At 61.1% G+C, this 18,658-nt stretch carries 13 protein-coding genes, 4 tRNA genes and 1 pseudogene; 3 read left to right on the forward strand and 15 right to left on the reverse strand.

What is annotated here, in order from left to right:
* Positions 1-5 precede the first annotated feature (5 nt).
* The 4 genes from GXB78_RS11080 to GXB78_RS11095 form a co-directional block, all read right to left on the reverse strand.
* A tRNA-Gly gene (locus tag GXB78_RS11080) sits at positions 6-81 on the reverse strand.
* A 3-nt stretch (positions 82-84) separates the two neighbouring features.
* Positions 85-160: transfer RNA gene (locus GXB78_RS11085), tRNA-Glu, on the reverse strand.
* Positions 161-264: 104 nt separating this feature from the next.
* Positions 265-340 (reverse strand) — tRNA-Gly (locus tag GXB78_RS11090).
* Between the two features lie 2 nt (positions 341-342).
* Positions 343-418 (reverse strand) — tRNA-Glu (locus GXB78_RS11095).
* A gap of 384 nt (positions 419-802) precedes the next feature.
* Here GXB78_RS11095 and GXB78_RS11100 point away from each other — a divergent pair.
* Positions 803-1,561 carry a hypothetical protein gene (locus GXB78_RS11100; RefSeq protein ID WP_329515414.1) on the forward strand — a complete coding sequence of 253 codons (759 nt, stop codon included), beginning with the start codon at positions 803-805 and terminating at the stop codon, positions 1,559-1,561.
* A gap of 761 nt (positions 1,562-2,322) precedes the next feature.
* Here the strand turns inward: GXB78_RS11100 and GXB78_RS28145 are convergent.
* The 4 genes and pseudogenes from GXB78_RS28145 to GXB78_RS11115 all read right to left on the reverse strand — a co-directional run bounded on the left by GXB78_RS28145 (position 2,323) and on the right by GXB78_RS11115 (position 6,751).
* Positions 2,323-3,204, reverse strand: a complete 882-nt coding sequence (locus GXB78_RS28145) for a methyl-accepting chemotaxis protein (protein WP_408005126.1) — start codon at positions 3,202-3,204, stop codon at positions 2,323-2,325.
* Positions 3,184-4,290: pseudogene (locus GXB78_RS28150) on the reverse strand (HAMP domain-containing protein); the annotation flags it as partial. The gene GXB78_RS28145 and the pseudogene GXB78_RS28150, both read right to left, overlap by 21 nt.
* A 108-nt stretch (positions 4,291-4,398) precedes the next feature.
* Complete coding sequence (locus tag GXB78_RS11110; RefSeq protein ID WP_329515416.1) at positions 4,399-5,799, reverse strand: aminotransferase-like domain-containing protein; 1,401 nt, start codon at positions 5,797-5,799, stop codon at positions 4,399-4,401.
* Between the two features lie 190 nt (positions 5,800-5,989).
* A complete protein-coding gene (locus GXB78_RS11115) occupies positions 5,990-6,751 on the reverse strand; it encodes an SDR family oxidoreductase (protein WP_329515417.1) in 762 nt (253 codons plus the stop codon).
* 236 nt (positions 6,752-6,987) lie between these two features.
* On the opposite strand from GXB78_RS11115, the gene GXB78_RS11120 reads away from it, so the two are divergent.
* Positions 6,988-7,992 (forward strand): NADP-dependent oxidoreductase, encoded by a 1,005-nt coding sequence (locus tag GXB78_RS11120; RefSeq protein WP_329515418.1) that lies wholly within the window; start codon positions 6,988-6,990, stop codon positions 7,990-7,992.
* 126 nt (positions 7,993-8,118) lie between these two features.
* On the opposite strand, the gene pyrF is transcribed toward GXB78_RS11120, so the two are convergent.
* The 5 genes from pyrF to GXB78_RS11145 all read right to left on the reverse strand — a co-directional run bounded on the left by pyrF (position 8,119) and on the right by GXB78_RS11145 (position 13,240).
* Entirely contained in the window at positions 8,119-8,817 is a 699-nt protein-coding gene (pyrF, locus tag GXB78_RS11125) for an orotidine-5'-phosphate decarboxylase (RefSeq protein WP_329515419.1), read from the reverse strand.
* A 733-nt stretch (positions 8,818-9,550) separates the two neighbouring features.
* Positions 9,551-10,591 (reverse strand): AI-2E family transporter, encoded by a 1,041-nt coding sequence (locus GXB78_RS11130; RefSeq protein WP_329515420.1) that lies wholly within the window; start codon positions 10,589-10,591, stop codon positions 9,551-9,553.
* A gap of 69 nt (positions 10,592-10,660) precedes the next feature.
* Positions 10,661-11,467: a DUF4892 domain-containing protein gene (locus tag GXB78_RS11135; RefSeq protein WP_329515421.1), complete on the reverse strand. Its 807-nt coding sequence runs from the start codon at positions 11,465-11,467 to the stop codon at positions 10,661-10,663.
* Between the two features lie 115 nt (positions 11,468-11,582).
* A complete protein-coding gene (locus GXB78_RS11140; protein ID WP_329515422.1) occupies positions 11,583-12,437 on the reverse strand; it encodes an alpha/beta hydrolase in 855 nt (284 codons plus the stop codon).
* Positions 12,434-13,240: an alpha/beta fold hydrolase gene (locus GXB78_RS11145; RefSeq protein WP_329515423.1), complete on the reverse strand. Its 807-nt coding sequence runs from the start codon at positions 13,238-13,240 to the stop codon at positions 12,434-12,436. The genes GXB78_RS11140 and GXB78_RS11145 overlap by 4 nt, the downstream gene beginning before the upstream one ends.
* A gap of 212 nt (positions 13,241-13,452) precedes the next feature.
* On the opposite strand from GXB78_RS11145, the gene GXB78_RS11150 reads away from it, so the two are divergent.
* Positions 13,453-16,428, forward strand: coding sequence for an RHS repeat domain-containing protein (locus tag GXB78_RS11150; protein WP_329515424.1), 2,976 nt, complete (start codon positions 13,453-13,455; stop codon positions 16,426-16,428).
* A 1-nt stretch (position 16,429) separates the two neighbouring features.
* Here GXB78_RS11150 and GXB78_RS11155 read toward each other — a convergent pair whose 3' ends face one another.
* The gene (locus GXB78_RS11155) at positions 16,430-16,873 is read right to left on the reverse strand and encodes a hotdog fold thioesterase (RefSeq protein ID WP_329515425.1); all 444 of its coding nucleotides are present in this window, start codon (positions 16,871-16,873) and stop codon (positions 16,430-16,432) included.
* Between the two features lie 31 nt (positions 16,874-16,904).
* Entirely contained in the window at positions 16,905-18,560 is a 1,656-nt protein-coding gene (locus GXB78_RS11160) for an AMP-binding protein (protein ID WP_329515426.1), read from the reverse strand.
* Positions 18,561-18,658 lie beyond the last annotated feature (98 nt).

The raw sequence follows: 18,658 nt of genomic DNA on the forward strand, positions 1-18,658 counted from the left end.
GAAATTGGAGCGGGAAACGAGACTCGAACTCGCGACCCCGACCTTGGCAAGGTCGTGCTCTACCAACTGAGCTATTCCCGCAAATGGCGTCCCCTAGGGGACTCGAACCCCTGTTACCGCCGTGAAAGGGCGGTGTCCTAGGCCACTAGACGAAGGGGACACGCTACCCGGAACACATGGTGTGTGTTTCGGTGTCCAGATCCGCATCCGAAGACTGGGTTCTGGTTTCACTCAGCACCGCCCGAAAGCACTGCTGTTTAAAATTGGAGCGGGAAACGAGACTCGAACTCGCGACCCCGACCTTGGCAAGGTCGTGCTCTACCAACTGAGCTATTCCCGCATTGGCGTCCCCTAGGGGACTCGAACCCCTGTTACCGCCGTGAAAGGGCGGTGTCCTAGGCCACTAGACGAAGGGGACACACTACAACATTCACTCCCTGCCGCGTTTCGCTGTGTGCTTTACGCTGCAAGTGGCGCGCATTCTATGGATGGATTGAGAGGTCGTCAACCCCCTGATATAAATTTATTTAAATCAATGACTTCGACCCGGATTACGAGCCGCGTAGGGCTTTTCCGTCATCCGAAACCTGACGCCTATATTCCGCCACTCGCCAAGGCGTTATAGTCCACCGCACAGTGATGGCAATCTGCACATCAAGCGCCAGCATTCATCTATACAGCCGGCGGCCGATACAGAGTGCAGCAGCCGATCAAACCCGTCGAGCGGCGCTAGGCGCCCAAATGCCCAGCCACTACACTCGCATGCGAACCCTATAAAGAGGTCTTACCGGTGACACCACTCATGATCACCCTGCTAGTCATAGCCGGGATCGCAATTCTGATCGCCATTGGCTACATGAACCATGTGGTGGAAAACAACAAACTGGAGAAGGCCCGCACCAAAGTCGAACTCAACGACCGCCTGCGCCGCTGCGGCGAACTGACCGAAACCTTCCCCGGCCAGTTCATGACCCCGGCGCTCAAGCTGCTGCTGACCCGCCTGGAACTCAACGTCTGCCAGCGCCTGCTGAATCTGGAAAAAACCAGCGCAACCACCAAGGCGCGGATCACCGAACTCAGCGCCCTGGTGGCGCAAGGCGAATCAATCCCGGTGAACAACCCGCCCGCGCCGATCCTGACCGAAGCCAAAGCCAAAGATGTGCGCTTCCTCCTCGAAGCCCTGCACGGCCAGATCACCCGCGCCGCCCACGACGGTTTCCTGCCACCGAACGAAGCCAAGCAGTGGATCCGCGAAGTGCGCCACATCCTCGTGCTGCTGCACATCGAATTCTTCAACAACCTCGGCCAACAATCCCTGCAACAAAACCAACCCGGCCAGGCCCGCCTCGCCTTCGAACGCGGCGTGCAATATCTGCGCAAACAGCAGGATCCGCAGATGTACGCAGAGCAACTGCAATACCTGGAAAAACTCCTCGCCCGTGCCAATGCCCAGGTCATGGACAAGATTGCCCCGGTTGAAGGTGAAGAAAACCAACTGACCGCCGGCTTGAAGGATGTCGAAGCGGAAGCGGACTGGAAGAAGAAAGTGATTTACGACTAAAGCGCGAGTGTTGGGAGAGAAGCCACCGTAGTCGGTGGCTTTTTTGTGGGTGACTTAAAGAGGGTGTGGTTTGCAGATCGCTTTCGCGAGCAGGCTCGCTCCCACAGAAAAGCAAAGTCAAACGATCGCAGCCTCCGGCAGCTCCTACAGTTGGATCGCGTAACACTCAAGAACAGGTTGGCTGTCAGGCCGCTTTCGCTGGCAAGCCAGCTCCCACAGAACAGCAAAGGCAAAGGCAAAGGCAAAGGCAAGGCAAAAGATCGCAGCCTTCGGCAGCTCCTACAGTTGGATCGCGTAACATTCAAGAACAGGTCGGCTGTCAGGCCGCCATCGCGAGCAGGCTCGCTCCCACAGAAAAGCAAAAGCAGCGCAGCTGCCCGCGGCGAAGCCGCACCACTCAACAATGAGCGCAAGCTCGAGTAGCTTTTGACTTTAGAGCCCGTCGGCAGGCTGAGCGGAGGGATTGATGCGGGCGTGGGAGCGCAGCGACCGTACGACGCAGTCGTACACAGCGGGAGGAGGTGCAGCGAAGCAAACCGGAGACGCTGCGCCCGGATCGATCCCGTAGCGAAGGAACCCCGAGCCCAAGCGAGCGGGCCGAACGTCAGGGCACAGCCTTTTGGTTCCTTTTTGCTGGGCCGGCACTCCGGCGTTTGAAAAAGGGACTCGCCGTAAGGGCGAAACCGTAATCAGCAACCCCCGAAGCAACGGATATTCACACCATCAACCCAACGCCTGGTCGGCCCAGAGGCCGCCAAGGCTCAAAGCCGAAAATGCCCAACCATCGAGCGCAACTCCCCCCCCAACTGCGCCAGCTCAACACTCGAAGCCGCATTCCCGCGCATCGCCACGGAAGAATGATCCGCACTCGCGCGAATCTGCGTAACGCTGCGATTGATCTCCTCCGCCACCGAACTCTGCTCCTCCGCCGCCGCCGCAATCTGCTGATTCATCTGCTGAATCAACGACACCGCCGCCGCAATACTCCCCAGCGCACTCTCGGTCTGCAACGCATCACTGACCGCCAGCTTCACCAATTCGCCACTGCTGCGAATCTGCTGCACCGACGACTGCGCCGCCGCCCGCAAAGCACTGACCAGACGCTCGATCTCCTCGGTCGATTGCTGCGTACGCCGCGCCAGCGCACGCACCTCATCGGCCACCACCGCAAATCCCCTGCCCTGCTCCCCGGCCCGCGCCGCTTCGATTGCCGCGTTCAGCGCCAACAGATTGGTCTGCTCGGCCACGCTCTTGATCACCTCCAGCACCGTGCCGATATTCTGAATCTCGGCACTGAGGCTCTCGATGCTGGAACTGGCCGACGTCGCCGAATCGGCCAACTGCTCGATCCGCGCCATGCTCTGGCGTACCACCTGCTGGCCACTCTCGACCTTGTCATCCGCCGTCTGCGCCGCCAGCGCCGCCTCTTCGGCATTGCGCGCGACGTCATGGACGGTGGCGGTCATCTGGTTCATCGCGGTGGCGACCTGCTCGGTTTCCTCCTTCTGGCTATTGACCTCAAGGTTGGTCTGCTCGGTCACCGCCGACAACGACTGCGCGGAGCCGGCCAGTCGCTCGATACCGGCCTGCAAGCCACTGACAATCGTGCCCAGGCCGCTGGCCATCTGCTGCATCGCCAACATGAGTTGCCCCATTTCATCGCGGCGCGTCACCTCGACCTTCGCCGTCAGATCACCCGCCGCAATCTGCTGCGCCACGCGAATCACGCTGCGCAACGGTGCCACGATCAGACGCGTGATCACCCATGCGGCGAGTAATCCGACCAACAAGGCCAGCGCCGAAGAGCCGATGATCAGCAGCGAATTCTTCTTCAATTCGGCCTGCATCGAAGCGTCTTCGGCGACATAGGCCTGATTCACTCGATCCACAACCTGCGCGGCACGCTGATGCAGTTGGTCGTAGACAGTCTTTTCCTGCGCCAGCAGGCCGGTGTATTCAGCGAGTTTTTCGTTGAACCCGGCGATATGCCCCGACACTTCATTGAGCACGGTCAGGTAGCCCTCGTCCTTGACCGTGGTTTTCAGCGCCTCGGCCTGCTCCTGCGCTTGCGCGGCCTGCTCGATATTGCCCTGACCGGCATTGTCGGTATCGCCCTTGCGGCTTTGGTCCAGCCGCACCCGCGCTTCGTTCATCGCTTGCAGCATCAGCCGCGAGACCTGACTGACCTGATTGGCCTGCTCGATGAACTGAGCACCATCCTTGCCTTCGGTGTCTTTCAACGTATAAGCGCCATCATCCGCCAGCCCGCTCTGCAACACGTCGAGGTTATTGGCCACGCTGGATACCGACCAACTGGCCATTTCCAGTGCGAGGTCCTTGGCCTGGCTCAGCGAGACGAATTCATCGAAGGCCTTGCGATACGCGCCCAGCGCTTGCTCGACATCGCTCATTACCGGGACGTTGGCCGGCGAATGAGCCTTGAGCTCACCGCCAAGGACGATCAGCCCATCGACGCCCTCGCGCAAGGCATCGGCGGTTTTCGGGTTGCCGCGCAGGGCGTACTCCTGCTCGAGCAGGCGCACGTTGAGCAGGCCGCTGTTGAGCGCGGACATCTGCTTCAAGCCGTCGAACCGCAGACTGATGGCTTGCAGGGACCAGACGCCAATCGCCGCGACCAATGCAGTCAGCAACAAAACCAGCACAAATCCGATACCCAGTTTTTTCGCCATACCGAGGTTGGCAAAACGTCCTTGCACGGCCGAAATCATTGCGCGTAGTCCCCTGCCAAAGTCTGTGGATGAAGATTCGCAACGGGCTCGAACCAGTACAAGTCTCGGGCGTCGGAATAATGGCAAAAAGCTACGCCCGCGTCGTTTTCAGAATGCTTGAGGTCGATCCACGCAAGTATTGCGAAAAAACTGCCGGGCGCGCGGGTCGCAGGCGCAGGCGACATTGATGCGCTGCCAGTCACCGGCTTCGCCGCTGGGACTGAAGGCGTCCGCTGCCGATAACTCCAGCCCGCAACGCTGGGCCTGCCTGCGTACCGACGCCTGATCGCTCGACCGTACGCGCGCCCAGATGAACAGGCCGCCAACCGGCTTGCCGAACACCTCCCACTCGGCATCTTCCAGGGCCTGCAGGGCCGCCGCGCGATCGGCATTCAAGCGCTGGCGCTGACGTTGCACCAGTTTGCGATAGGCGCCGGTCGCCATCAGCCTGGCCAGCACCGCCTCGGCCAATCTCGAACAGCCGAGCCCGCTGATCATCTTGACCTCGGCCAGGCGCGTCAGCAGCTCACTGCCAGCCAGGACAAAACCGACCCGCAACGAACTGCTCAGTGTCTTGGAAAAGCTGCCGACGTAAATGACCCGGCCTTCATGGTCCAGCGCCGCCAGCCGCGTACCGTTGCCAGTGTGCAGATCAGCATAGACGTCATCTTCGATCACGCGCAGGTCGTAGATCTTGCTCAACTGCACGATGCGCTGGGCCACGGCGGGTGTGAGGCAACTGCCGGTGGGATTGTGGTGATGACTGCCGATGAACAAGGCTGCGGGACGAAACTGACGCAGCACTGACTCGAGCATTTCGATGTCGGGCCCGCTCGGTGTACGACGAACTTCGAGCATGCGTACGCCGTGCAGACGCAACAGGTCAAACAACGGTGCATATCCGGGCGTTTCCACCACCACGCAATCGCCGGCCTTGAACAAGCTGCGCACGATCAGATCCAGCGCGTGACTGGCACCACTGGTGCTCATGAGTCGGGTACTGCAGGCATCGATATTCAGCAGTTTGAGGCGCTTGGCAATTTGCTCGCGCAACGCTGGCAGGCCCAGCGGCGAGCTGTAGTTGAAAAGACTGGCCATGTCGGTGCGCGCCACCTCGCGTAACGCGTAGCTGAGGTCGTCAGGTTCACGCCAGCTCGGCGGCAAACCACCCTGCCCCAGGACCAAGCGACCTGTCGAGGCGCTCACCTCATCACACCATGCATGGCGGCCCACGAACGCCGCCAGTTCCGAGTCTGCTTCGCGCAACGGTGGCGAGGCCGCGACGATGAATCCGGCGCCCTGACGCGCAGTCAACACACCTTGCGAGACCAGGCGCTCGCAGGCTTCGACGACGCACGATTGGCTGAGCAGATTCCCCCTGGCGATCTGTCGCACGGAGGGCAACCGGGTGGCCGGCGGAATGCCGCTTTGCACGATCCAGTCCGTCATTCCATCGACAATCTGCTGCACGACCGGCACCATTGCCCGTCGGTCAATTCTCAGTTCCATGAGCTCGCAAACTCCTGTCAGTTTTGCTGGCAGCAGTAAATCACAGCCGCGCCGCCGAGGCTGTGCGACAACGCCGCCAAATGCGGCAGTTCTAACTATTTGATACACATTGTTTAACGGTATTCACGTCTCGGGACGCGAGAAGCAAAAAAGCCCGCACGAAGGCGGGCTCCTTGTACAACGCCAACATTCAGAACGCCGTCACGCCACCGTCCACCGCCAGCGAGTGCCCGGTCGTGAACGCCGCACCATCGCTGCACAGATACAGCACCGCACTGGCGATTTCCTCGACCTTGCCGATGCGCCCGACCGGGTGCATGGCGTTGGCGAATTCGCCCTTCTTCGGATCGGCTTCGTAGGCACGGCGGAACATGTCCGTATCGATCACCGCCGGGCACACCGCGTTGACGCGGATTTTCTTCTTCGCGTATTCGATCGCCGCCGATTTTGTCAGGCCGATCACCGCGTGTTTCGACGCCGCGTAGATACTCATCTTCGGCGCTGCGCCCAGCCCGGCCACCGATGCCGTGTTGACGATCGCGCCACCGCCCTGGGCCAGCAGCAACGGCAACTGATACTTCATGCACAGCCAGACGCCTTTGACGTTGACGCCCATGATCGCGTCGAACTCGTCCAGCGAACCCTCGGCGAGTTTGCCTTTCTCGATTTCGATCCCGGCATTGTTGAAGGCATAGTCGAGCCGACCGTAGGCGTTGATCACCTCGTCCATCAGATTTTTTACATCGCTTTCCACCGTCACGTCGCAGCGCACGAAGGACGCTTCGCCGCCGGCTGTACGAATCAGCGCCACTGTGCCTTCACCGCCGGCCGCATCGAGGTCAGCCACCACCACGTTCAGGCCTTCAGCGGCAAACGCCAGGGCCGTCGCGCGGCCGATGCCGTGGGCGGCTCCCGTGACTACAACCACCTGACCGGAAAACGTCATGCTCATGGGTATGTCCTCGAAGGCAAAGAAGCTGGGGATATTGGCGTTGCAGCATAGCCAACTGCGGTAGCGGCACGTCAGCACTATGCAATCGCTGTTTACGGGTGCATGCGCTGCGGTGATAAAACCCTGCCCACCACCATCACTGCACTGGATCGAACTGCATTCGCCGCATCAGCCAACCTTGCGGCATCGGCGCTGAAGGGCTATCAACAAGGCTTCATTCCGTTCGAGTGCCTGTCATGACCAACCAGACCAATCGCCAGTTCCTGCTCGCCAAACGCCCGGTGGGCGCCGCAACCCGCGAGACCTTCACTTATCAGGAAGTACCGGTCGGCGAGCCACAGGCAGGACAGATCCTGGTGAAGAATGAATACCTGTCCCTCGATCCGGCCATGCGTGGCTGGATGAACGAAGGCAAGTCCTACATCCCGCCGGTAGGGATCGGCGAAGTCATGCGCGCACTGGGCGTAGGAAAAGTCATCGCCTCGAACAATCCTGGCTTCGCCGTCGGCGATTACGTCAACGGCGCGCTCGGTGTGCAGGATTATTTCCTCGGCGAGCCGCGCGGCTTCTACAAGGTCGACCCGAAACTCGCACCATTGCCGCGTTACCTGTCTGCGCTGGGCATGACCGGCATGACCGCGTATTTCGCCCTCCTCGATGTCGGCGCACCCAAGGCCGGTGAAACTGTGGTGCTGTCCGGCGCGGCAGGTGCGGTGGGCAGCGTGGCCGGGCAGATCGCCAGGATCAAAGGCTGCCGCGTCGTCGGCATTGCCGGCGGTGCCGACAAATGTAAATTCCTCATCGACGAACTGGGCTTTGACGGCGCCATCGATTACAAGGCCGAGGATGTTGTAGCCGGACTCAAGCGCGAATGCCCGAAAGGCGTGGACGTGTACTTCGATAACGTCGGCGGTGACATTCTCGACGCGGTGTTGAGCCGCTTGAACATGAAAGCGCGGGTGGTGATCTGCGGCGCGATCAGCCAGTACAACAATAAAGAGGCGGTCAAAGGCCCGGCCAACTACTTGTCACTGCTGGTCAACCGCGCGCGGATGGAAGGTTTCGTGGTGATGGACTACGCCGCGCAATTCGCCAGCGCCGCGCAGGAGATGGCCGGCTGGATGGCCAACGGGCAACTCAAAAGCAAGGAAGATGTGGTTGAAGGACTGGAGACGTTTCCGGAGACGCTGATGAAACTGTTCAACGGCGAGAACTTTGGCAAGTTGGTGTTGAAGGTTTAAGGCCAGCCTGAAACCAATGTGGGAGCGAGCCTGCTCGCGAAAGCGGTGGATCAGTCGGTAATGATGCCGACTGACACTCCCTCTTCGCGAGCAGGCTCGCTCCCACAGTTGGATCTTCAATAAGGTTCAGGCGATTTCGGCTACGACCGCCGCCAATGCCTGCGCCGGATCTGCCGCCTGGCTGATCGGACGGCCGATCACCAGGTAATCGGAACCGGCATCCAGCGCCTGACGCGGAGTCAGAATGCGCCGCTGATCGTCCTGCGCGCTACCGGCCGGACGAATCCCCGGAGTCACCAGCTGCAGCGACGGGTGCGCGGTCTTCAGCGCCGACGCCTCCAGCGCGGAACACACCAGACCGTCCATCCCGGCCTTCTCGGCCAGCGCCGCCAGACGCAGCACTTGTTCCTGCGGCTCGATGTCCAGACCGATACCGGCCAGATCCTCGCGCTCCATGCTGGTCAGAACGGTCACGCCGATCAACAGCGGTTGCGGACCGCTGCGCTTGTCCAGCTCTTCCCGGCAGGCAGCCATCATGCGCAGGCCACCGGAGCAGTGCACATTGACCATCCACACGCCCATCTCTGCAGCGGCCTTCACGGCCATCGCGGTGGTGTTGGGGATGTCGTGGAATTTCAGGTCCAGAAACACTTCAAAACCCTTGTCACGCAGAGTGCCGACGATTTCCGCCGCGCAACTGGTGAACAGTTCCTTGCCCACTTTGACCCGGCACAGTTTCGGGTCCAACTGATCGGCCAGCTTCAGCGCGGCGTCACGGGTGGGAAAATCCAGGGCGACGATGATAGGAGTCTGGCAGACGGACATGGATGGGCTCTCAGGCTGGACGAAAACGGCGCGCATTGTAGCAGAGTTGGTTGACTGCCAGGACCCATCGCTGGCAAGCCAGCTCCCACAGGAATTGTGTAGCTTCAGGGAGAAATGGGTTGGCTGGGGCGGGCAATCGCGAGCAGGCTCACTCCTACAGTCTGGATCCAGTGAATTCAGTGAGAACCAGGTCGGCTGTCAGGCCGCCATCGCTGGCAAGCCAGCTCCCACAGAACAGCCAAAGCCCAAGCCAAAGCCAAAGCCAAAGCCAAAGCCAAAGCCAAAGCCAAAGCCAAAGCCAGAGCAAAAGCCAGAGCAAAAGCAAAAGCAAAAGCAAAAGCAAAAGCAAAAGCAAAAGATCGCAGCCTTCGGCAGCTCCTACACACGATGAGCGTTAGCTCGAGTTCCGCTTCTGATCTCGGAGCCCGTCGGCAGGCTGAGCGGAGGGATTGATCCGGGCGTGGGAGCGCAGCGACCGTCTGGCGCAGCCAGACACAGCGGAAGGAGGTGCAGCGAAGCAAACCGGAGCCGCTGCGCCCGGATCGATCCCGCAGCGAAGGAACCCCGAGCCCCAGCGAGCGGGCCGAACGTCAGGGCACAGACCTTTGGTTCCTTTGGGGCGTTTGCCAAAGGGACTCGCCGTAAGGGCGAAACCGTAATCAGCCACCCCCGCAGAAACGGATATTCACCCAAACCACCCAGAGCATGGTCGGCCCAAAGGCCGCCAAGCCCCCTAGACCCGAGCCTGACTCTTACTCCAATCCGTCAACAGACTATAAGCCACCGCCAACAAAGTAGGCCCAATAAACAACCCGATAAAGCCAAAGGCAATCAATCCGCCAAACACCCCGAGCAACACAATCACCAACGGCAGATTGCCGCCACGGCTGATCAGATACGGCTTGAGCACATTGTCCACGCCACTGATGATGAACGTCCCCCAGATCCCGAGAAACACCGCCATCCCGTACTCGCCCTTCCACGCCAGCCAAGCCGTGGCCGGCACCCAGACCAGCGGTGGCCCCATCGGAATAAGGCTGAGCAGGAACGTGACGATCCCCAGCACCAGCGCCCCCGGCACCCCGGCAATGAAGAAGCCGATCAACGCCAGCAACGCCTGCGCCGCCGCCGTACCAATCACACCGTTGACCACCCGCTGTACCGTACCCGCCACCAATTCGATGTAATAACCGGCACGATCGCCAATCAAGCGCTCCAGCAGACTGTGCACAAACGCCGCCAGTCGCGGCCCGTCACGGTAGAAAAAGAACACGAACACCAGACTCAGCGTCAGCTCGAGAATCCCGCCGCCGATCTGCGCACTGCGCGCCAGCAGCCAGTTGCCGACCTGCCCCAGATACGGCTTGATCGAGACCATCAACGCCGCGCCCTGCTGGTCGATGCTGTCCCACATCGCCACCAGCCGCTCACCGACCAAAGGCACGCTGCCAAGCCAGGTTGGCGCTTCCGGCAACCCGTCGACCTGCACATCCTTGATGAACGCGGTGGCGTCGCGCACATGATCGGCGAGGTTGAAACCCAACCACACCAGCGGCGCCGCCACCAGCAACATCCAGCCCAGTGTCAGGATCAACGCGGCCAGCGATTCGCGGCCATTGAGCGCGCGGGTCAGCAAACGCATCAGCGGCCAACTGGCGAACGCCAGCACCGCGCCCCAGAACAGCGCCGACCAGAACGGCGCCATCACCCACAGGCTGGCACCAAACAACACCAGCAGCAGAATCTGCACCAGCAGGCGATCGTTATTGAGCATGGAAAGTCCCGGCAAAGTCAGTCAGCGAAAGAGTAGGCGAACACTGCGTGCGTGCTCGCCAGGCACAGCTTATCGCAACAGGTCGATGCGCAGGCCAGAGCCTTCGAGATTGCCGGTTTCCATCCGCGCCGCCCGTACGCCCTGATTGATCAGCGCCTGGCGCCAGGCTTCGGCCTTGGGTCCGGAAACCGTGACCCGCAAGGTCGTGTCGAGATTCAAGGCACGGGAAATCAGGCGTAGCCAGGTGGCGTCCGGCTCAGCGGCGAGTTTCGGGAAATCCAGCTCGCCAGTGCTTTTCAACTGGCGCAGCAAGGTCGCCGAGGTCGGCAGCAAGTCGCCCAACGGCGCAGTCGCCTCGAACTGCTCGACATGCAGATAGGCTTTGCGATTGCCACGCGTAATGCTGTAGAGCGCCACCAGCGTGTTGTCCTTTGGCGCCGCCAGCCTGAGCAACAGATAGGCCTGTTGCTCGTCCGAGCCATACAGCTTGGCGTTGCCGAACACCTCGTTGGCCCAGAGGCTGCTTTCGCCGCAATCGCGGGCCTGACACCAGAACAGCAATTCGGCGTCCTGCTGTTGCAAGGCCTCGCGGGCGGCGGTGAAAGCTTCGGTAGCGGAATGTTCCGGCGGCAACTCGTAAGTCACCGAGGTGGTCTGGCCGCGGGCGGTGACCTGCCCGTCGAAACGCAACTGGCCACTGATCTTGCGGATCGAACCCAGAGGATAGATGCGCTCAAGCTCGGCGGCCGGGCGATAGTCGACGATTTGCGCATCGGCCAGACGCGGCACGATTTGCAGATCATGGCTGCCGGGCACATCGGCAGCGAACGATAAGGAGCTGAAGCAGCCCAGCGCGAAAAGACTGAGTGACCGCATAGTCAGGCTCACCGGACGGTCATGGCTGGGCGGATCGGGGTCGCAGCGGTATAGAAATCCATCGAGTTTGTCTCCCATTTCAACCCGCCCAGCCTCGACAGTTGCCCGCAGCAAGTCAAGGCATGGCGAAGAAGCGATTGAAACAGTCTGCTACAAGACCTGCGCCGGCTTCGTCATTCAGGTGCAGATGATGCCCGCCCGGCAACTGTTCGTGACTGAAAGGTAGCCGCTCCAGTAGCTCCGGATGTTTGGCCAGCATGCCGTCAGTTGCGACTATCAGATGCGCCGGGCAACTGACGCGCGAGGCAAACGCCATCGCCTGTTCTTCAGTCAGGCGCAGCGGCGATGGCAAGGTCAACCGATTATCGGTGCGCCAGGTGTAACCGCCGGGCACCGGCATCAAGCCGCGTTGGGCCAACAGTTCAGCGGCTTCACGACTGACCGCTACCAGGCCTTTCATCCGCGCCTCGATGGCACGCTCGAGGGTGGTGTAGACCGGTTTGCGCTTGTCCCGCAGATCGAGTTGCGCCTGCAGGGCCATGCCCATGCGCTCGGCGGCGTTTTCGCCTTTGTCTGTCGGAGGAATCACGCCATCGATCAGCGCCAGATGGCTGATGCGCTGCGGCAGCGAACCGGCCAGCACCATCGAAACGATCGCGCCCATCGAATGCCCGAGCAGGCCGAAACGCTTCCAGCCCAGTTGTTCGGCGACTTGCAGCACATCATGGGCGTAGTCCCACAGGGCATAACCGGCGCCGTTCGGGCGATGCCCGGAATGCCCGTGGCCGGCCATGTCCAGCGCGACGATGCGCAAGCCATGGAGCTTGGGCGCCAGCCGCGCAAAGCTGTTGGCGTTGTCAAGCCAGCCGTGCAACGCGATCACCGGCAAGCCGTCTTCGGGGCCGAACAAGTGCGCGGCCAACTCGATGTGCGGCAGGTTCAAGCGCACTTCTTCACAGGTCGGGCTCATGCGCAATCCTTGTTCTGTCGCTGCTCCCAGCGTGTGAACAGACTCTTGAGCAAGCGCGCTGTGTCCTGCGGGCGCTCCAGCGGAAACATGTGCCCGCCGGGCATGCTCAGCGCCTCGCCTTGCGGCAGGCGCGAGACGAAACGACTGTGATGACGCATGACCACGCGGCTCTTGTGCCCGCGCACCATGGCCAGCGGCACCTGCAACTGTCGGGTACGCCCGGGGCTGGTGTGTGGCACGCCGCGATAAATGCTGATTTCCGTGGCTGGGTCGAAACGCAGACGCAGTTTATCGTCGACCTGATGCAAACCGTGTTGCAGGTAGGCATCGAAGCATTCCGGATCGAAGCCGCGAAACAGGGTTTTGCCAGAAAAATAACTGCGCGCGCTGTCTAGATCGGCGAATTCTTCACGGCGCCCGAGCGTGCGTCCGGCCGGGGTCAGTCGGTCGATGAAACCAAAGCGCTTGGCCGCGCGGATCACCCACTGATCGGTGCGGGTCAGCACCGGCGAGTCGAGCATCACCACGCCGCGATACAACTCGGGACAACGCAACGCCGCGTGCAGGTGCAGCAGACCGCCAAAGGAATGGCCGACGCCCCACACCGGCTGCTCCTGTTGCTGCAGGTGATGGATCAATTCATCGACGAGGTTGTACCAGTTGTCGTCTGCCGGAAAACGCGGGTCATGGGCATGCTGCTCCAGATGCACGACCTGATACTCCGGCGCCAGCGCCGCGAACAACTTGCCGTAGGTCCCCGAGGGGAAGCCGTTGGCGTGGGCGAAAAAGATCGGTTGCGACATGCGGCAAGTCCATGAGCGGGGAACGTAGTGTGGATTGTCCGTAAGACCGCGTCCGGCAGCAATGACCGTATCTACCAGGAATGATGACAGTCGCGTCTCGACTATGGCTCACGTGTTACAGAACGCTTGTCAACTGTCAGTCCTGTCAGTTGACACCGATCCTGCATGGGCTGATAAGAGGTCCATCTCCATTGTGACGATTGGTGGCTCTCGTGACTCACGCCCATACACCCGCCATCCAAGCGTTCGACCCTCGTGGGCTGGTACTGCGCGGTATCAACTATCACCGTCGCGAGAGCCAATCCACGCCGGAGAATTTCATCACCCGACAAACCTATGACGCAGCGGGTCGCCCGTCATCAAGCCACGACCCGAGGATGTTCCAGGCAGACCAGCCAGCGAATCAGAGCAATGTGTTCAGCCTGTCGACTGCCTTGCTTCTGGATGAAAACGCCGATGCGGGATGGCGCTTGAGCATGAATGCAGAGGACGGTATTCCCTTGGAGCACTGGGATCAGCAGCGCAACCATAGTCGAATCAGTTACGACGCCTTGCGCCGTCCGAGCACCAGGTACGAACAGGCGGTGGATGAACCTGAGCGGTGTACTGAACGCTTCACCTATCTGCCGGGAACGCTCGAGGACGCTGCCAACCGCTGCGGTCGCTTGATCCGTCACGACGACACGGCCGGCAGCCAATTTTTCTCTGATTTCACCCTCAACAGCCAGGCCATGCAGGTGCAACGAACCTTCTGTGCCGATCCTCGGTGGCCAGTGGACTGGCCGCAGATAGAAGCCGATCGCGATACTCTTCTGGAGGAGCGCCCTGCCACGACGCGATACGACTACAACGCCGTGGAGGAACTGATTGCCCAGACAGATGCACTGGGCAACCGGCAAATACAACTGCAAGACGTAGCGGGCCAACTGCAACACATCGGTCTGACAATGGCGACGAGCAACGCCAGTCAGACCGTGATCAGCGACATCCGCTACAACGCTTTCGGCACACTGGAACATCAGCGGGCAGGCAATGGCGTCTTCTCCAACGCGACTTTTGCCCTCGAAGACGGCCGCTTGCAACACCTGGACAGCCGGACGGCTGCGGGCGTCCTGCAGGATCTGACCTTCGTCTACGATGCTGTCGGCAATATCATTTGCCTTACCGATGACGCGATGACGGTTGCACATCACCGTAACCAGCGCACCGAAGCAAGTTGCCACTATCGCTATGACAGCCTCTCGCGCCTTGTCGAAGCCAGTGGCCGGCAGATTTGCAACGCTCCCGCGGGGCCACTGCTGCCAGTATTTGTCTGTCCTGCCGACCCCGGCCAACTGGAAAACTATGCGCGCATCTATACCTATGATCGCGGCGCAAATCTGTTGGTGATGGAGCACCGTGCCGCCAGTGGCAGTCGCACTGAGCGCACCGCTGTCGCCAGCGGCAGCAATCGCAGTCTGCCGCAAAAGACTACCGGCCAGCTTCCCGATGAACAGGAGATTGCCGCCGCTTACGATGCCAATGGCAATCGCTTGTTTCTTCAGAACGGGCAGGCTCTGCAGTGGAGTCGACGCAATGCTTTACAGCAGGTCGATCACGTCGTGCGCGAAAATGGAACGAATGACAGCGAGTACTACGTATACGACGGCGGCGGCCAACGCCTGCGAAAGATCCGACAGACGTCCACCGGATCGGTGCAGCGGCTGGTTGAATCCCGTTATCTGCCCGGCCTGGAGGTTCGCAGCTCCCCGGATCAGCGTGTCAACGTCATCACCATCAAGGCCGGTCGGGCAACGGTGCAGGTGCTGCACTTCGAGACCGATCCTCCAGACGGCATCCCGCAGGATCAATATCGCTATAGCTTCAGCGATCACCTGAACTCGACCACTCTGGAACTCGACGCCCAAGCGCAGATCATCTCCCGGGAAAGCTACTATCCGTTCGGCGCCACTTGCTGGTGGGCCGGACGCAGCCTGGTGGAGGCGAACTGCAAAACCCTGCGGTACTCGGGCAAAGAACGCGATGCGACTGGACTGTATTATTACGGCTTGCGCTATTACGCACCGTGGCTTCAACGCTGGCTCAATGCTGATCCGCTTGGCTCGCGTGACGGTTTGAATCTGTTTGCCATGGTTCACGGCAATCCTGTCGGCCATGTGGACTTTCAGGGGCTCGTCACCGTTAAAGAGGGCATCAGCGCGGCGCTCGCCACGTTTGCTCGTGATGGTCTGAGCGCCTTGGCCGGCGGTGCTGTTCGTTACTTCGCCGCAGAAGGCATGCAGCAGTGGGCATCCGATGGCCCCGACTCGCCGCCCGATCCCGGCGTGAATCTGGGCGTGACGGTAGCGGGTGCCTTTGTCGGGGCGATGGCTGGCGGTGCCATGGGTATCGGCGCCGGCAGCCGCATCGCCAGCAGTCGCAATTACGATCGCAGCGTGCAGACCCTCATGGCGGGCATTTTCGGTCTGGCGGGGGCAGCCGCAGGCGCGGCAGCCCCGCTCTATGCGTATCTGGCCGACAGGCAAGCCTTGAATCTGACAGCCATCGGTATTCTTGCCAGCGTGCAGGGGAACATGACCAGGGAAGCCGGACAACGCACCCTGGCCAACGTTGGCCCTAACGTTACGCTTGCCCCGTCTGGCGCCAACGCCGTGATGCGCGCGGCGCCTTATGCTGCGCTGCTTTTCGCCGGCGGTGTGGGTAGATCGGAAATCGCCGCCGGGGCGGGAGTGGCCGTCAGCGCAGTGGTCGAAGGCCTTGACGGAATGTCCATCACGGCGATTCATTCAATGCGCGGGGGCGAGTTCCGTCGCCCTGAAGAACATGGACTGTCGCTCCCGAACGCCGGGGAGTGGCTATACGGCGTCACCACGCGCACTGCTGGCGGTTTGCTGACCAGCTCACTGACAGCGCTCGCCAGCCCACTCACCAACGCCATTGACGAGCCACTCAGGTCTGGTGTTGTCGCGAGCCTGGGTGCGCATGCCGAGACTCGCACCTACCTCGGCCAGCACGTACAACTCGGGGCCTTCGAGCTCTACAGAAGCGATGACGCAGACTTCACTCTCGACCAGTTCACGGCGGCGAACGGCGTCTGGCGAAGCTCCACACCCGAAAGCTATCACCCCGAGTTGCGCAGCGAGATCGACCTGCCCATGAGCGTGCTGGGACGACGCAACAGCGCATGACTTATTGTGAGGGTGGTGTTTGCCCCAGCGGCACCACCGCCATGGTCAGGCGCGACACGCAACTGGCCTTGCCTTCGTCGCTGGTCAGGCGGATGTCCCAGACATGCGTGGTGCGACCGATATGGATCGGCGTGGCCACCGCCGTCACCCGCCCACTGCGCAAGCCGCGCAGGTGGTTGGCGTTGATTTCCAGGCCGACGCAATAGAACTTGCTGGCATCGATACACAGATAACTGGCCATCGATCCCACGGTTTCCGCCAGCACCACAGAGGCGCCGCCATGCAGCAGACCATATGGCTGGTGGGTGCGATGGTCGATCACCATGCTCGCGGTCAGTGATTGTTCGTCGAAGGCTTCGAAGCGAATGTCCAGCACTTCGCCAATGGTGTTCTTCTGAATTGCGTTCAACTGTTCGATGTCGGGAGTAGTACGCCACAAGCTCATCGCAGACTTCCTTTGTTGTTGTAGTCGACGCTCAATCCTGCCACAGCACCGCCTCGCTGCGCGCGCTCCATTCTTCGAAGCGTGCGCCGTAGCGGTCTTCAATGACATTGCGTTTGATTTTCAGGGTCGGTGTGAGGAAGCCGTTGTCCACCGCCCAGTTGTCCTTGACCACCACCAGCCGGCGCAAGCGTTCGTGTTTGTCGAGGGCGGCGTTGACCTCTTCGAGGAGTTTTTCCAGGCTCGCGTGCAGACTCGCACGAGGTTCCTGCTGATTGACCGTCGACAGCACGCACAACCCCAGCGGTGCACTCAGGCCATCGCCGACCACGCACACTTGTTCAATGCGCGAATGCACGGCCAGACGGTTTTCGATCGGCGCCGGCGCGACGTATTTGCCTTTGCTGGTCTTGAAGATTTCTTTCAGTCGCCCGGTCAGGCGCAGGCGCCCTTCACTGTCCTGCTCACCCTTGTCGCCGGTGCGCAGAAAACCATCGGCGGTCAGGGTCTCGGCGGTTTTCTGCGGTTCCTTGAAATAACCGAGCATGTTGGCCTGACTGCGCACCTGCACTTCGCCGGACTCATCGATACGCACCTCGACTTCCGGGCACGGCTGGCCAATCCAGCCCTGCTTGTACTGGCCCGGCAGGCAGATGTGCGAATAACCGCAGCCCTCGGTCATGCCATACACCTCCAGCACATCGAGGCCGAGTTTCTGATACCAGGCGAGCAAGGTCTGCGGCACTGGCGCGGCGCCGGACAACGCCACGCGCAAGGCATCCAGGCCAAGCCCGGCCAGTACTTTGTGGCCGACCCGCTTGCCGATAAAGGGCAGCCCGAGGAGAAAGTCCAGACGCTGCGCCGGGATCTTGCTGTAAACGCCCATCTGGAACCTGGTCCAGATACGCGGCACACCGAACATCGCCGTCGGCCGGGCGCGCTGCAGATCGGTAATGAAGGTGTCGAGGCTTTCGGCGAAAAAAACCGTCTGCCCGGTGTAGATCGACGCCAGTTCGACAAACATGCGCTCGGCGACGTGACACAGCGGCAAGTACGACAGCAGCCGATCGTTCTCGTTGAGCCCGAACAGCTGCGTGCCACGACTGGTGGCGAAACCGAGATTGGCGAAACTGTGCATCACGCCTTTGGGCAGGCCGGTGGTGCCGGAGGTATAGATGATCGTCGCCAGTTGCTCGGCGGCCGGACGCGGATCGTCCTGGATTGGCGAACAGCTTTGCAGGTCCGCCCAGCTGAAATCGAATTCGCCCGGCGGATGCAGCGGCAGGCTGATGGTCGGCAAACCCGCCGGCACGCCTTGCGACATGCCCGCCCAGTCATCGAGCTTGCCGATGAACGCCAGCGCACTTTCCGAGTGAGTCAGCACCTGCGCCACGGATTCAGCGGTGAGGTTGGGATACAGCGGCACGGACACATGCCCGGCCATCCAGATCGCCAGGTCGGCGATGATCCAGTGCGCGCAGTTTTTCGAGATCAGGGCGATGTGGCTGCCGGGTGGCAACTCCCGCGCCCGCAACCAGTGCGCGGCGCAGCGTGCCTGATGGCCGACATCGGCCCAGCTCAGCGTCTCGACCTGGCCGCCACCGATGGGCTGCACCAGAAAGCGCTGGCGCGGGTGCCGGGCTTCCCGTTCGTAGAACACGTCCAGCGGCAAACGGAAGGCGGCAGACATGCGACTCGCTCCTGTTTTTTTGGTCTGGAGCAAGCGTAGTCAACCAAGCAAGTGCTTGGTTGAAATTTTCAAACAAATAATTTCATGGGGTGGCAGAA

The organism is Pseudomonas moraviensis subsp. stanleyae, assembly GCF_036283065.1.
Lineage (GTDB): Bacteria > Pseudomonadota > Gammaproteobacteria > Pseudomonadales > Pseudomonadaceae > Aquipseudomonas > Aquipseudomonas stanleyae.

What these genes read in the sequence shown, in the direction of transcription:
- GXB78_RS11100 (WP_329515414.1), top strand. Translation starts at nt 803, where the DNA reads ATGATCACCCTGCTAGTCATAGCCGGGATCGCAATTCTGATCGCCATT.
- GXB78_RS28145 (WP_408005126.1), bottom strand. Translation starts at nt 3,204, where the DNA reads ATGTTGGCGATGCAGCAGATGGCCAGCGGCCTGGGCACGATTGTCAGT.
- GXB78_RS11110 (WP_329515416.1), bottom strand. Translation starts at nt 5,799, where the DNA reads ATGGAACTGAGAATTGACCGACGGGCAATGGTGCCGGTCGTGCAGCAG.
- GXB78_RS11115 (WP_329515417.1), bottom strand. Translation starts at nt 6,751, where the DNA reads ATGAGCATGACGTTTTCCGGTCAGGTGGTTGTAGTCACGGGAGCCGCC.
- GXB78_RS11120 (WP_329515418.1), top strand. Translation starts at nt 6,988, where the DNA reads ATGACCAACCAGACCAATCGCCAGTTCCTGCTCGCCAAACGCCCGGTG.
- pyrF (WP_329515419.1), bottom strand. Translation starts at nt 8,817, where the DNA reads ATGTCCGTCTGCCAGACTCCTATCATCGTCGCCCTGGATTTTCCCACC.
- GXB78_RS11130 (WP_329515420.1), bottom strand. Translation starts at nt 10,591, where the DNA reads ATGCTCAATAACGATCGCCTGCTGGTGCAGATTCTGCTGCTGGTGTTG.
- GXB78_RS11135 (WP_329515421.1), bottom strand. Translation starts at nt 11,467, where the DNA reads ATGCGGTCACTCAGTCTTTTCGCGCTGGGCTGCTTCAGCTCCTTATCG.
- GXB78_RS11140 (WP_329515422.1), bottom strand. Translation starts at nt 12,437, where the DNA reads ATGAGCCCGACCTGTGAAGAAGTGCGCTTGAACCTGCCGCACATCGAG.
- GXB78_RS11145 (WP_329515423.1), bottom strand. Translation starts at nt 13,240, where the DNA reads ATGTCGCAACCGATCTTTTTCGCCCACGCCAACGGCTTCCCCTCGGGG.
- GXB78_RS11155 (WP_329515425.1), bottom strand. Translation starts at nt 16,873, where the DNA reads ATGAGCTTGTGGCGTACTACTCCCGACATCGAACAGTTGAACGCAATT.
- GXB78_RS11160 (WP_329515426.1), bottom strand. Translation starts at nt 18,560, where the DNA reads ATGTCTGCCGCCTTCCGTTTGCCGCTGGACGTGTTCTACGAACGGGAA.